The 13,410-nt window shown below is 39.2% G+C and carries 13 protein-coding genes and 1 CRISPR repeat array (1 of these 14 cut by a window edge); all 13 genes read left to right on the top strand.

Features of this window, described 5'->3' with window-relative positions:
* The first annotated feature begins 100 nt into the window (after positions 1–100).
* The 13 genes from IQ274_RS28185 (at position 101) to cas2 (ending at position 12,083) form a co-directional block, all read left to right on the top strand.
* The gene (locus IQ274_RS28185) at positions 101–271 is read left to right on the top strand and encodes a hypothetical protein (protein ID WP_194144153.1); all 171 of its coding nucleotides are present in this window, start codon (positions 101–103) and stop codon (positions 269–271) included.
* Between the two features lie 137 nt (positions 272–408).
* A complete protein-coding gene (locus tag IQ274_RS28180; protein ID WP_194144152.1) occupies positions 409–660 on the top strand; it encodes a DUF433 domain-containing protein in 252 nt (83 codons plus the stop codon).
* Positions 657–1,016 (top strand): DUF5615 family PIN-like protein, encoded by a 360-nt coding sequence (locus tag IQ274_RS28175; RefSeq protein WP_194144151.1) that lies wholly within the window; start codon positions 657–659, stop codon positions 1,014–1,016. The genes IQ274_RS28180 and IQ274_RS28175 overlap by 4 nt, the downstream gene beginning before the upstream one ends.
* 111 nt (positions 1,017–1,127) lie before the next feature.
* Positions 1,128–3,821 carry a CRISPR-associated protein Csc3 gene (locus tag IQ274_RS28170; RefSeq protein WP_194144150.1) on the top strand — a complete coding sequence of 898 codons (2,694 nt, stop codon included), beginning with the start codon at positions 1,128–1,130 and terminating at the stop codon, positions 3,819–3,821.
* A gap of 17 nt (positions 3,822–3,838) precedes the next feature.
* A complete protein-coding gene (gene cas7d, locus IQ274_RS28165; protein ID WP_194144149.1) occupies positions 3,839–4,867 on the top strand; it encodes a type I-D CRISPR-associated protein Cas7/Csc2 in 1,029 nt (342 codons plus the stop codon).
* 3 nt (positions 4,868–4,870) lie between these two features.
* Complete coding sequence (cas5d, locus tag IQ274_RS28160) at positions 4,871–5,629, top strand: type I-D CRISPR-associated protein Cas5/Csc1 (protein WP_194144148.1); 759 nt, start codon at positions 4,871–4,873, stop codon at positions 5,627–5,629.
* Entirely contained in the window at positions 5,622–7,904 is a 2,283-nt protein-coding gene (gene cas3, locus IQ274_RS28155) for a type I-D CRISPR-associated helicase Cas3' (protein WP_194144147.1), read from the top strand. Before cas5d ends, cas3 begins: the two co-directional genes overlap by 8 nt.
* A gap of 75 nt (positions 7,905–7,979) precedes the next feature.
* On the top strand, positions 7,980–8,600 hold the full coding sequence (locus tag IQ274_RS28150) for a 2OG-Fe(II) oxygenase (RefSeq protein ID WP_194144146.1): 621 nt from the start codon (positions 7,980–7,982) through the stop codon (positions 8,598–8,600).
* Positions 8,590–9,438, top strand: coding sequence for a CRISPR-associated endoribonuclease Cas6 (cas6, locus tag IQ274_RS28145; protein WP_194144145.1), 849 nt, complete (start codon positions 8,590–8,592; stop codon positions 9,436–9,438). Before IQ274_RS28150 ends, cas6 begins: the two co-directional genes overlap by 11 nt.
* 73 nt (positions 9,439–9,511) lie before the next feature.
* On the top strand, positions 9,512–9,877 hold the full coding sequence (locus IQ274_RS28140; protein WP_069070565.1) for a four helix bundle protein: 366 nt from the start codon (positions 9,512–9,514) through the stop codon (positions 9,875–9,877).
* A 76-nt stretch (positions 9,878–9,953) separates the two neighbouring features.
* The gene (cas4, locus tag IQ274_RS28135; RefSeq protein WP_194144144.1) at positions 9,954–10,583 is read left to right on the top strand and encodes a CRISPR-associated protein Cas4; all 630 of its coding nucleotides are present in this window, start codon (positions 9,954–9,956) and stop codon (positions 10,581–10,583) included.
* Between the two features lie 171 nt (positions 10,584–10,754).
* The gene (gene cas1d / locus IQ274_RS28130; RefSeq protein WP_194144143.1) at positions 10,755–11,759 is read left to right on the top strand and encodes a type I-D CRISPR-associated endonuclease Cas1d; all 1,005 of its coding nucleotides are present in this window, start codon (positions 10,755–10,757) and stop codon (positions 11,757–11,759) included.
* Between the two features lie 36 nt (positions 11,760–11,795).
* Complete coding sequence (gene cas2, locus IQ274_RS28125; protein WP_194144142.1) at positions 11,796–12,083, top strand: CRISPR-associated endonuclease Cas2; 288 nt, start codon at positions 11,796–11,798, stop codon at positions 12,081–12,083.
* A gap of 268 nt (positions 12,084–12,351) precedes the next feature.
* Positions 12,352–13,410: direct repeats of the CRISPR family, unit length 37 nt; unit sequence ATTGCAATTCATCAAAATCCCTATTAGGGATTGAAAC; it runs 633 nt beyond the window's last position.

Below are 13,410 nucleotides of genomic sequence, written 5' to 3'. Positions count from 1 at the left end.
GTTCGGGAAAATAACATCAATGTTTATATGACACTAGACAAATAATATGCCTATACTAAGAGCAGGTAGATTTCGTTCAACCTGCAAGAGGTCATAGGTCATGAACTACTCAGTGGAATATATCGCTCACAAGATTGCTGAATGTCTGGTTCTGATTGACAAGTATCAATGCGAAATCCTTCGATTGAGGAGGGTAATCGCAGATATGAAATGTCAACCCGTAACTAACGACGAAGGCGAAGTCATAAGTTATAACGACTTTGAGAACTAAATCTAGGTAGCATTTAGCATTATATGATTAAGCGCAATAAGCTTCGACCATGACCGATGATCGTTTGCTGTCCAGAATTTCCCTTGACTCCAATATTTGTTTCGGTAAACCTTGTATTAGATGTCATCGTATAAACCATGAACGAACAAACATTACTAGAAAGAATCACATTTAACCCCCAAATCTTTGGCGGTAAACCGATCATTCGAGGTCGTCGCCTAGCTGTTGAACATATTTTAGGAATGTTAGCAGTAGGAGATACTATTGAAACTTTGCTAGAAGCTTATCCCTGGTTAGAACGGGAAGATGTACAAGCCTGTTTAGTCTATGCACGAAGGTTAGTTGGTCATGAACGAGTTGAACCTTTATTCATAGAGTCCCCAAGGTGAAGATACTACTAGATACTTGCATTAATGCTAGGGTGCGTAACGATTTACAAACGGTTGGGTATGATGTAGTTTGGTCTGGAGATTGGCCAAAAGATCCAGGTGACGAGGAAATTTTAGCAACCGCCTATCGTGAAGGTAGGATTTTAGTCACCCTTGATAAAGATTTTGGAGAGTTAGCAATTCTGCGGGGAAATCCTCACTGTGGTATCTTGCGTTTAGTTAATCTCTCAACCAAAGAACAATCAATAGTTTGTTTGCAGGTACTTCAGCTTTACGGAGACGAATTATTCTCTGGTGCAATTGTAACTGCTGAATTAGATAAAGTCAGAATTCGCCCACCTGAAAATAGGGCTTGAAAATTCATTCAGTAAAAACTCGTACTAGTGGCGCAATAAATTAAGACAGACTATGGTGTTTGTTGACCACTTTGTGAGACTAAGTTTGGTATTAAATCTATATCTTTCAATATGATTAAGCGCAGTCGGCTTTTAAATGCTCCTCCCAAAACCTTGGAGGAGATTTATTTCAGTGAAATTCGCCCCCAGCTTTACGAAAACCATGCACATCGTCATCAAACTGGTGTGAGAACGGGTACAACCCTTGCAGAACACCTAGATTCGGCGTGTCAGTTCATTTTGACAGTCAGCCGAATAGCAGAAGTCCCAGAAGATAAAAGACCTTTGCTACTAGCTGCAACTGCTGTACATGACCTGAATAAATTAGACCCTCAAGAAAGAAAAGTAAAAACCCTGGCTAGAAATCAGGAATTTTTACGAGAACAACTTGAAAAGGCTTGTGTACTTAGCTTTGTTGTCTCAGAAGATGATTTGGAGTTAGTCAGAAAGCTAATTGAACGCCATTCAGGTCATAACGTCAGCGATGGAGCAAGATTTTTACCAGAAGACCCAAATATTGAACGTTGGGCGGCGATGCTTACAGCTGCGGACTTATTTGATTTAGGAATTCCAGATGCACAACGTTTTCGCAAACTGGAAAAAGAATTAACCGTTGCTTTTGGGCGAAGCTGTAACCTTTTTAAAATCAGCATTTCTGAAGACAAAGGCTATATTACAGCCCTATTGCTGGGTGCTTGCGAAGAGGTTTTACAAAAGTATGGATTAAATCCTTTAGCAATTTTCCCTGATGGCGAACTTTTTGAAGGAGAAGCTTTAGCAAATGTAGATTTTACAAAAGAAATAGCTGCTGTTTGGCAAAGTAAAATTGACCAAGTTTTTGGCAATAATATCGAAAGACTTGTCAGACCTACGAAGGATGGTATTAAAGTTACTCATCAAGCCATCCAACAAAATATTGAGGAAGTTTTGGTAAATGTTGAGGCTCTTTTAGAAAGGAAAAAAGCTGGATATAAATCAGACAAGATTGCTAAAGATGTAACTAAGTGGGGTGAAGCGGCTGGTGCAGATACACTAATAAAAGCGGCTGAACTTCAGTTATTACCTGTAAGCAGTGCAGAAGAATTTGCCATATCTGAAGGTTTAAAGGCAGCTTACCTCAGTTATAGAGAAGCTGGATTAAGCCCTAAAGAAGTTTGGGATAAAATCGCTCATCATACTGGTATATCTGAACTTCAGCGCACTGCAATTGAGCCGTTTAATGGTCAATATGGGCGGCCTTTATTTGCTGCTAAGGCTGCTGTTAAAGGAATTGAGGGTATTAAAGAAGCTCTACAAGAATCTTTCCAACTAAGAAAGGAAAGTACACAAATATCTGAAGAAACAGAAGTATCTGAAGAAATGATTGCAGCCGTTAGCCGAATGGTCAATTTACCTTTTGCTATTCGGTTAAATGGAGCCAATGATTTAAATGCTTATGTAGAAGCAAATCCCAGACAAAGATGCTCTTTAGGTTCTACTTCTACTGATATAGATGAGCTGATTTCAGATAATATGCCTCCTGGTACAAAAGTACAGGCTTTTTCTAATCGCTTACCGGGTGGTATCAGTGCTGAACCAAAAAGACAAGCAGATTCAATTGCAGCTTTAGCTTACCAATTAATGGCAGTTGGGGCAAACTTTCCTGCTGTTAAAAAACAAGACCCGCTTTATTTGCACTTAGCATTACCTAAAGGTTCTGCTCCAGAACTGTTGATAATTTGGCGTGGACTTTTAAAACAACTTGCAGCAACAAATGCTGAAGGTGGGACTGTCACTATTGATGAATTGAAATTATATAAAGATAACCAGCTTGAATTTAAAGCTAACAAAGTAGTTGGTTTAGCATTGCCAAAACGTCCTGATTTTGTTCATACATCTGTCATTATTCCTTTACTTTGGGGAGATGTTAATAATTCTTTAGCTTTACTAAAGTCACTGAGACTTGCTTTAGAAATTTCCTTATCTTTAGATATTGGCTTTCCTTTTACATTGAGTAGCAATCTAGAAGTTGAGTTATCTAGTAATATTTACGGACGAATAGAGGGAATTCCTTCTGCACTGCAAACTTTATTGGGAAATGGACAATATCAGCAACGCCAAGATGCAGAAAAAATTCTTGAGCGACTACGTTGCATTGGCAAACTAGCAACATCTGTTGCAAGTATTCAGAAAGCTGATGATTGTTTATATGATTTGGCTCGTGCTTGTGTCAGACCAATTGAACTTTATTATGTCTTGTTACGTTGGACTCTGCGAGAACAAGACGAACCAAACTTGAGTGTTATTTGGAGCCGGATTTGTGAGCCATTAAATACTTTACTGGAGAGCTTTATGTCGGATGAAAATTCGTTATTAACTAAATATCTCAAAGAAGCTGCTCAAATTGCAGCAGAAGCAAACCTCAAGGGCAGTTCTTTCAATAGAACTGCTCAAGCAGAACCTTTCACAGCTTTTTCTGCTGCTATTCGTACTCAAAAACCTCATTTAGATTTAGAGCTAATTTTCGCCGCTTTGGTGCAGCAATATTACACTCGCTTAAAACGTATTCGAGACTATGGAGTAGGTGTAACAAAGTTGGAGCAAATAAAGCATTATTACGAAGTTTTGCGAAAGTTATATGAGGAGGTTTATTCAGCACGTCCTGAAAAGTTTCTATCTGACCAAAAAACGTTAGAAGCTGCTTATTTGTTTTTTCTTGAAGAAGCGCGTAAGCAACTAAAAACTCAGCCTCAAGATGATTCAGTCGAAACAAATACAACTGTGTAATTAATTAGGAGTTTCTCATGTCAATTCAAAAGCTTTCTTCAGTTCTAGCAACAAGTTATGAGAACTTCCCCAAAGGACGTTTTATTACTTTAGTTGTTTTAAGAACAACCCATTCTGAAACTATCTTTCGCACAGAAGGTTCAGGTGAACCAATGTGTAGCGAGTTTGTCCAAGCTGGTTTAGAAGGTGAAAATCAAAAAACTATAATTCAACGCTTGGTAATGACTAAGCGTAAACAAGTAGCACCAGAAAGACGCTATGGACGAGAACATTTAAGAGCGCATGAGCTTTTATACACCAACCCTAAAGATGGCTCTCTTTGTTCTTTAAATACTAATGCACCTTGTGAAATGTGTGTAGATTGTTTCCTCTACGGCTTCGCAGCTGGTGGGGGTGGCGCTCAAAAAAGTCGGATTTGGACTGAAGACGCTTTTAGTATTTTACCTGCTAGTGATGTTGTAGGCGATCGCACCATAAACGCCATCTACGAAACTGGTACAATGCGCGATGAAAAAGGTAACGCCTCAACAGCTTTAAATACCAGCGAATACATTAAACCAGGAGTTCATTTTCTGGATGTCGTCACACTAAAAGATGTAACTGCGGATGAACTGCGCTATATCATTGGTAACATTCTTTTTACAAGTCGTTACGGTGCAGTTTCTAGTCGTGTTGGACGCATGGAAAACCAAATATTAGGCGTATTTGGTAGTATTACCGAACTTCCTAGTTCTCTGGAACTTGTACAAGCTACTTATGATGTCTTAGGTAAGCCTTTAGAACATCCTTTGAATATTAATCAATTAATTACAGCAAGCAAACAAGTAATTGCTAATTGGAAAAATAAGAGAGGAGTTTCTGTGCAGCTATCTGAAGAAGAATTAGCAAATTTAGTGACTGATGTAGAAACTAATTGGTCAGAAGCTGAACGTGATAATTTTCTCAAGCGTTTAACGCAATCCTATGAATCCTTCCGTCAGGTTGCACCTGAAAAGAAAAAGGCTAAGGCGAAAGGCAAGAATACACCAGTTGAAGTAGAGATTTAGGTTATGTCAACAATTCCTTTTCAGCAGGCAAAACTTGTTGAATTATATTGTCTTGAACCAGTCTTTTTTGCCTCTAGGGAGTTGTCTGATACCTATTACACTGAGGGGGTAATTGGGAATTATGCTCTTACCTATGCTTTAGGTAAGGTAAATTCCCCCTATCGCCTCCAAGGTCAGGCTACAGGACGACCAACCTACAAAGAAGATTTCCAACCAATAGCACAGGATTTTTATATATTACCAGCTTCACCAGTAGGTAGAGTTACATTCAGATTTGAACGTTTCAATGCTCTTTCTGATTCCTACTGGTATGCAATGACTAATAACCGTGTTGCTACGGCGCGGGAAGATTTACCATTACAACGCCAAGGTAAAAAACCAAGTTCATTTAGACCAAGTAATTTTCCGCAAACTGGAAGACTGCGGATGATTGAACGCAGAAATAAATTTCAAACTTTGGTATTTGGAAATTACCAATTACCAAATTATATTCGCCTTGGTAAATTCATGAGTAAAGTCAAGGTGAATATACTTAATGAATTTCCTGTGACTCTACTACCAGAAGGTGAATATCAAAGCCAACATTATCTAAATGCTGCCGATTTACCACAGCAAATAGAGGCTTTAGCATTCGATTTAATTTCTATTCCTCCTGCACCCATCATTAAAAATCTTCGTTTTCGGGGTGCTGCTTGGAAAGTTGGAGAAATGGTTGTACCAGCAGGGTTAAATTTTTGCGGTAGAGAAAGTACCAATGAGTAATCAAAGATTAGTTATCAGATTAGAACCGCGCAGTATTTCAGCTTGTGCATCTTTGCCAGATGAACTATCTTTTATGGGGAATGGACTGCAACATCAAGTAGATGTATTTAAACAATCTAAGGATGCAGATATTATCCTTGATTTAGCACCAACAGGCACAGGTAAAACCAATGCAGGACTAACAGTATTAAAACATCAGCCAAATAAAAGTGCTGTTTACATTGCTCCAACTAATGCTTTGATTGAACAGCAAACAGAAGCAGCAAAAAAGTTTGTTAGGGAGGCTAATTTACCTCATGTTGTCAAAGCAGCTTCCGCGAAAGATATTAAAAGCTGGCCTGACGATAAAGTAGGCAGTCGTTCAGGGGAAAAGCTGTATAACGTATTACGGAATCCAGCTACAGTTTTTCCTGATGTTGGGGCTAATACACCCATCATTTTAGTCACAAATCCTGATATCTTTTATTATGCAACTTTCTTTGCATATAACAACTTAGATAGAGGTAATATCGCAAGTAGTTTTTACATCAAATTTTCGACAGTCATTTTTGATGAATTTCACCTCTACGATGCTAAACAGCTAGTAGGAATGTTATTTTATCTCGCTTATTCTCAGATTTTTCGCTTTTTTGAAAACGGACGCAAAGTAGTATTGCTAACAGCAACACCAGAACCAGCTTGTGAATTAGCATTGCAGAATTTAAAACAGGCTGGTGTGAAGATAGCAAGAATTGATGGAGAAGCAGGTAATACTAATCTTTTACCGTCACAAACAGCAGTTAATCTGGAATTAAGACCAAAACCAGATAGTAAGGAAGAGTGGTTAACAGAGTTAGCAGCAGAAGTTATCCAACGTTTTCGAGAAAGACCTGATGAAAATGGTGCTGTAATTCTTGACTCTCTTGATAATATTAATCGTTTATCAGATTTACTACGACAGCAAGGACTTGGTGATGACATCGTACGCATTACAGGCCCTGCACCTAAAAAAGATAGACAAAGGGCTATGCAGTGTCAAATCATTTTGGCTACTAGCACCGTAGATGTAGGATTTAACTTTGAAAGACATCCTGAACCGAAACGGCAAAATTTAGATTGGTTGATTTTTTCAGCACGCGATCGCGCCGCATTTTGGCAGAGAATTGGTAGAGTAGGGCGTGTTTTGGGTAAATCTGAAACTAATATTGATTCAGAAGCTATTGCTTACTTACCTGCTAACGCTTGGGAAGAAGGTTTAACCTCTCTAGATACTAATGGGGGACGTACAGCGCTAAAAGACTTACTTGAAACACTTCCCTGTTTAGACAAGCCTTTTTTAAAAGCTTACTGGCGTTCAGAAGTATTTCTAGAAATTGCCCGCCCCTTGTTGGAATTGGAAGAAATGCTTGAAGGTTTAGCTGAAGAAAAATTGATTTTGAAGTTATTCAATACTCTAAAATCTATTTTTGACGGAAACAGAACTTGGGATGATTATCGCTATAGAATGAAACTTTTACGAGGCGCTGAAACTATTGCGAAAAAAACTCCCAAAGAAATCAAAAAAGATTGGAAATATATCAAAGGTGGCCAGGCTTTTGTCAGAACCTTTATCAAGGCTAAATTTCCTGAAGATTGGGATGACTTACAAACTGGACGTACAACTTTAGACGAATACGTAGATTTATTTCAAAAAGATGAAGAGGCGCTAGCTGAGTTAAAAGAATTTGCTGAAGTTTTTAGTACAAGCTATGCACCTTTATTTAGTTTTCGCTCTAGTCTGTTTGAAAGTCTTTCCATTCGTGACCCTCATGGTTTTATTCTAGATGAATCGGAGGAAACAAGACTAGATCCTTTTCATTTATTACGCTATTACGAATTTGTCCAAAATGGTGATTATATTGAAGTCACCAGTCGTGCTACTGAAACTTATCAATTGAGTTTTCGCTTGCGTTATACTGATAACTGGCAAGAATTTATCAGTACAGAACTGAACAAACTAACAGCTTTTAAAAATTGTCAAATTATCCGCAGTGCTGGAGGAGCAATACGACCCACACCTCTAATACAAGCTTTGAATAGACATCTTTTGCCAGGAGTAATTATTTGTCCAAGAACAAATGCTGCTGTTATTTTTCAATTAAAAAAACAAGGAATTATTTCTTATCCAATAATCATTGATTGTAATGATATGGAGAAAGAATATAGATTTTTTACAGGGTTGTCAGGAATTTTAACAATGGCAATGAAGTTTAAACAATTACGTCTTCCAGATGATGAAGTCTTTATTGCAGGATAAATAATTAAATTCTCACACCAATGGTGCGAGAATTTGTAAAACATCGATTTATAAGTATATTTTCTCACATTCCCAGTGAAACACTATCAACAACAAACCAACACCTTCCCCAGCGATTACCTAAACAACTTGTGGGGAGAAATCCAAGCTTGTCCTTACTTTGCTATCAACAACCTCAACCGCGATTTTGTCGCCACTAAAGGATTTTCCGTAGTATTTCAGCGTTCTGGATTAGCAAAGGTAGAACAGCAGTTTCCCTACTTCAAGCCTTACCTAGATTTGGCTCTCCAATCAAGTTGTAATGCTTTTTACCTCAATCCTTTACAACTCAAAGAAGGCTCCCGCGTCGATCCGCATATCGATCGCTCTTTACGTTCCTACTCCAAAACCATTGAACCGCCTGCGGTTGTCAGTGTGCTTTATGTGCGCGTACCTACGGATATGGAAGGGGGAGAACTGGTATTGCGATCGCACAAACGCCAACTTGGGCAAATTAAGCCCCAGTTTAATACTTTAGTTTACTTTCAAGGTGATTTAACCCATTCGGTTAACGCTGTCAAAACCCCAGGAAATCGCCTAAGCCTCGTTTGCGAACAGTATAGTTTGAGTGATGCGGAACTCCAGGAAATCCCTGAGTTCACTGTAGAGTCAAGAATCACTCAGTCTACAACCAAAAAGAGAAAGTATGCCTCATAGTTTAGTGTTGAATTTGCTACCCCAATCGCCCATCCCACCACAATATCTCACAGGTAGACATCTCCACGCCCTATTTTTAACCCTTGTCAGTTCTGTAGATAGCACATTAGGCGATCGCTTGCACGATTCCACTGCTGATAAAGCTTTCACCCTCTCCCCCTTACAAATTAATTCCCCCCTTTTAAAGGGTGGTAAAGGGGGATCTAAATTGCAATATTCACATCAACAACCCATTCCCGCCGGAACTCCTTGTTGGTGGCGCATCTCTTTATTAGATGACACTCTATTTGGCAAACTTACCCAACTCTGGCTAAATCTTAATCCCAATCGCCCTTGGCATCTTGGCCCGGCTGACTTGTATATTACCAGCATTCAAGGCACACCCCAATCTATTCAACCTTGGGCAAATGCCAATACTTATGCTCAATTATACGAAGAAGCTAGCGATCGCAATTCTTCCATTAACCTTACCTTTTCCACACCCACCGCCTTCCGTCAAGGACAGTATGATACTACTCTTCCTACCAGAGAATCTGTTTTCAATTCCCTACTTTCGCGGTGGAATAAGTACAGTGGCATAGAATTATCTCAGATTGCGATCGAGTCAATATTTCCTTCTTTTGTCAATATTCACACAGAAATATTAGCTGACTCTCGCAGCAAATTTATCGGCATTCTTGGCGAAGTTACTTATAAAATTTTAGGGGCAGTTGAACCAATACAAATTAAGCAAATTAACGCTTTAGCTGACTTTGCTTTGTATGCAGGAATTGGTCGCAAAACAACAATGGGTATGGGGATGGCACGTAGGTTACAGGGGACAGGGGATAGGGGATAGGCTATAAATAATGTATCAAATAGAACTTATCTTAATCTGTAACCTGTCTCCTATCACCTCTTTCCTATCACCTATGAAAATAGAGTCACATCGAGATTTGATTGTTTGGCAAAAATCAATGGATATGGTAGTGCAGATATATCAATTAACTGCCAAATTTCCAGCAACAGAAACTTATCGATTGACTTCGCAAATCACCAGAGCAGCAGTATCAGTACCAGCAAATATAGCTGAGGGCCATGCACGAGGAACAAAAAAAGATTATGCAAACTTTTTAGCGATCGCTAAAGGCTCGTTAATGGAAACAGAAACTTTTTTAATGCTGACTGTAAGGTTGAATTATATACCTCAATCACAAGCAAACTCTACTTTATTTTTGATTACAGAAATCAGCAAAATGCTTACTACTCTTCGTAATCGACTAATCAATACGCAATGAATAAAAATATGAATAATTTTCTGTCCCCTGTAACCTCTCACCTATCCCCTTCATTAGAAATGCGATGAATAAAAATATGAATAATTTTCTGTTCCCTGTAACCTCTCACCTATCCCCTTCATTAGAATATATTTCAATTGCGGCATTGAATCAATATGCCTATTGTCCGCATCGCTGTTGGCGGATGTTTTGTGCCGGGGAATTTACCGATAATCAATATACAATTGAAGGCACAACTTTACACGATCGCGTCCACACCACAAGCGATATACAGCGAGGAGAAACTTGGCAAATTAGAGCAATTTGGCTAAAGTCTGAGCAATACAAACTCATCGGCAAATCTGATTTGATTGAAGCCGAATCTGGCCAAGTTTATCCAGTAGAATACAAACGAGGACGCAAAGGCGAATGGGATAACGATGAGTTGCAAGTTTGTGCCCAAGCCTTATGTTTAGAAGAGATGACAGGACAACCTGTTACTACTGGATATATCTATTATGCCCACTCCCATCAACGGCAATTAGTAGAGATTAATGCAGAGTTACGGCAAAGTGCGATCGCAACTATTCAATCTGTCACAAATCTCCTAGAAACAGGAGCAATGCCAAAACCAGTTTACAGCAAACGCTGCCAAGGATGCAGCCTTTATTCGCAATGTTTGCCCAAAGCAACCGATAAAGTCAAAAGTTATCAAGAAGTAAATTAAATCATACCCTAATACAGTTCAGAATGAGCAACCAAACCATCATTGTAGAGACGCGATTCATCGCGTCTTAAAAGACCAATTATCTACACCAACAACCCTTGCTAACCCATATTTAATTATACCCAATAAATCTATTTCCCAATCCCCAATTATTACTAGGAATCATCAAAAATGGGAACAGTTTACGTAACACAAGCCGATGCTTTTATCGGTAAAGTTGACGAACGTCTCACCGTCAAAGCTGAACAAAAAACAATCCTGGATATCCCTTTAATTAAAATAGAGGGAATTGTAGTACTAGGACGGGCTACTATTTCTCCCGCCGTCGTCAATGAACTTTTAGAACGTCACATTTGTTTGACATTTCTCACTCAAAACGGACGATATTTAGGACGTTTAGAACCAGAAGCTACTAAAAATATCTTTGTTCGGAAAGCCCAATGGCAAGCTGTGGGAGAATCAGAACCAGCAATCCATTTAGTCAGAGGATTTGTCCGGGGTAAATTGAAAAATTACCGCCATAGCTTACTTCGCACTCAGCGAGAACATCCTGATACTGACCTGAATAATAACATCACTCGATTGGAAAACGCGATCGCACCAATTGAAAAAACTAGCAGTATTGATTCTCTCAGAGGCTTAGAAGGTGCTGGTAGTGCAGCCTATTTTGGTTGTTTTCAACAGCTAATCAAAACCTCAGAATTTCGCTTTGAAGCCAGACGCCGCCGCCCACCAACCGATCCAGTTAATGCCCTACTGAGTTTTGGGTATTCGTTACTACGCCATGATGTACAAAGTGCTTTAAATATTGTTGGCTTCGATCCCTATCTAGGATACTTACACGTCGAGCGTTATGGTAGACCTTCCCTAGCCTTGGATTTGATGGAAGAATTTCGTCCTTTAATAGTGGATGCTGTAGTTTTGTCGCTGATTAACAAGCGATCGCTAACCCTAACTGACTTTACCACCGAACCGCTCAGTGGTGCTGTGTCTTTAACCAAAGAAGGACTGCATACATTCCTTCGCGCTTATCAACAAAAGAAACTATCGAGTTTCAAACATCCAGTTTTGGGAAACAAATGCACCTACCAAGAATCCTTTGAAATTCAAGCAAGGTTATTGAGTAAGTATCTCATGAACGAAATCGATAAATATCCCCCTCTAATTCTCAAATAACTTGCTATTTTTTCCCATTCCCCATTCCCCACTCCCATGTATATTGTTGTCAGCTACGACATTCCAGAAGATAAGCGTCGTACTAAAATCCATTCGGTTCTTAAGTCTTACGGACAATGGATGCAGCTGAGTGTGTTTGAGTGCAATATCACTTCTACTCAGTATGCTAAACTGCGATCGCGTTTAGCCAAATTGATTAAACCCGATACCGATAGTGTGCGCTTTTATTTTCTCTGTGGCTGTTGTCAGGGAAAAGTCGAACGCATTGGCGGAGAACAGCCACGAGACGAAACAATTTTCTTTGCTGAGTCCCCTTCTGGGTAGGTTTCTGTATGTAAAATGCGCGGAAGGGTAGGTGTACAAATTCCACAGGTCTAAAAAATTGCTTCTATCCCAACTCCAGTAAGGCTTTCAACCCATTAGTCGCTTAATCCTTATCCGCGCAATCTCTGAAATGCTTATCAAAATACGATTTCAGCCTTTAAATTTTCCTGGCGCTCTTTCCAAACGAATTCTCTAATGCTATGATTGCCCTTGAATCGCGCAACCGCACCTTGAAAACTAAATACAGCTTGGCTTTCAGCGTCCCGCTATTGCAATTCATCAAAATCCCTATTAGGGATTGAAACGAGGATGTCCGGTATGAGGTCGATCGACCAAAATACGATTGCAATTCATCAAAATCCCTATTAGGGATTGAAACTGGTAAACGAGTGTCAAACGGAGCAGCGTCACAGATTGCAATTCATCAAAATCCCTATTAGGGATTGAAACGGGACAGACCTCAGCTAAAAAGGATGTCTCTGACATTGCAATTCATCAAAATCCCTATTAGGGATTGAAACGGTTATCCGCTCCTCAATGCTTCGCAAGCCCAATTATTGCAATTCATCAAAATCCCTATTAGGGATTGAAACTTCTGGGTATGGAGGTGGAGGTGCATCAAGATTATTGCAATTCATCAAAATCCCTATTAGGGATTGAAACCACCAATTTGAAGTTCAAGCTGGAATTTGGTACAATTGCAATTCATCAAAATCCCTATTAGGGATTGAAACGCCCCCGTGTTAACTTCTTGAGTAGCAAATATAACATTGCAATTCATCAAAATCCCTATTAGGGATTGAAACGGCTGAGAGAACGCGAGATGAGGGGACGCGCCCCACATTGCAATTCATCAAAATCCCTATTAGGGATTGAAACCATAATACCTATCTGGGCAATCACTTTTACTAATAATTGCAATTCATCAAAATCCCTATTAGGGATTGAAACTAATATACCTTGACAGATTAAGGTTAAACCTATTAATTGCAATTCATCAAAATCCCTATTAGGGATTGAAACAACACTTGATACTTTATTTAATACGGGTCGTCCACAAATTGCAATTCATCAAAATCCCTATTAGGGATTGAAACAATCACTACCTTGATTTTGTAATCGCCCTCCTTTATTGCAATTCATCAAAATCCCTATTAGGGATTGAAACCAACAAATTATTTCAAAAGGCACTGTACAAGCCGAAGATTGCAATTCATCAAAATCCCTATTAGGGATTGAAACCAAAGGCTTGCTGCTCAAATTGTCATCCACCCAAATTGCAATTCATCAAAATCCCTATTAGGGATTGAAACGCTTTTGTGAGTGG

The sequence above is a fragment of the Nostoc sp. LEGE 12447 genome (assembly GCF_015206985.1).
GTDB lineage: Bacteria > Cyanobacteriota > Cyanobacteriia > Cyanobacteriales > Nostocaceae > Nostoc.
Note: the sequence above shows the minus strand (reverse complement) of the source record. Positions and strands in the feature narration are given on the sequence as shown.

What these genes read in the sequence shown, in the direction of transcription:
- IQ274_RS28185 (WP_194144153.1), top strand. Translation starts at nt 101, where the DNA reads ATGAACTACTCAGTGGAATATATCGCTCACAAGATTGCTGAATGTCTG.
- IQ274_RS28180 (WP_194144152.1), top strand. Translation starts at nt 409, where the DNA reads ATGAACGAACAAACATTACTAGAAAGAATCACATTTAACCCCCAAATC.
- IQ274_RS28170 (WP_194144150.1), top strand. Translation starts at nt 1,128, where the DNA reads ATGATTAAGCGCAGTCGGCTTTTAAATGCTCCTCCCAAAACCTTGGAG.
- cas7d (WP_194144149.1), top strand. Translation starts at nt 3,839, where the DNA reads ATGTCAATTCAAAAGCTTTCTTCAGTTCTAGCAACAAGTTATGAGAAC.
- cas5d (WP_194144148.1), top strand. Translation starts at nt 4,871, where the DNA reads ATGTCAACAATTCCTTTTCAGCAGGCAAAACTTGTTGAATTATATTGT.
- cas3 (WP_194144147.1), top strand. Translation starts at nt 5,622, where the DNA reads ATGAGTAATCAAAGATTAGTTATCAGATTAGAACCGCGCAGTATTTCA.
- cas6 (WP_194144145.1), top strand. Translation starts at nt 8,590, where the DNA reads ATGCCTCATAGTTTAGTGTTGAATTTGCTACCCCAATCGCCCATCCCA.
- IQ274_RS28140 (WP_069070565.1), top strand. Translation starts at nt 9,512, where the DNA reads ATGAAAATAGAGTCACATCGAGATTTGATTGTTTGGCAAAAATCAATG.
- cas4 (WP_194144144.1), top strand. Translation starts at nt 9,954, where the DNA reads ATGAATAATTTTCTGTTCCCTGTAACCTCTCACCTATCCCCTTCATTA.
- cas1d (WP_194144143.1), top strand. Translation starts at nt 10,755, where the DNA reads ATGGGAACAGTTTACGTAACACAAGCCGATGCTTTTATCGGTAAAGTT.
- cas2 (WP_194144142.1), top strand. Translation starts at nt 11,796, where the DNA reads ATGTATATTGTTGTCAGCTACGACATTCCAGAAGATAAGCGTCGTACT.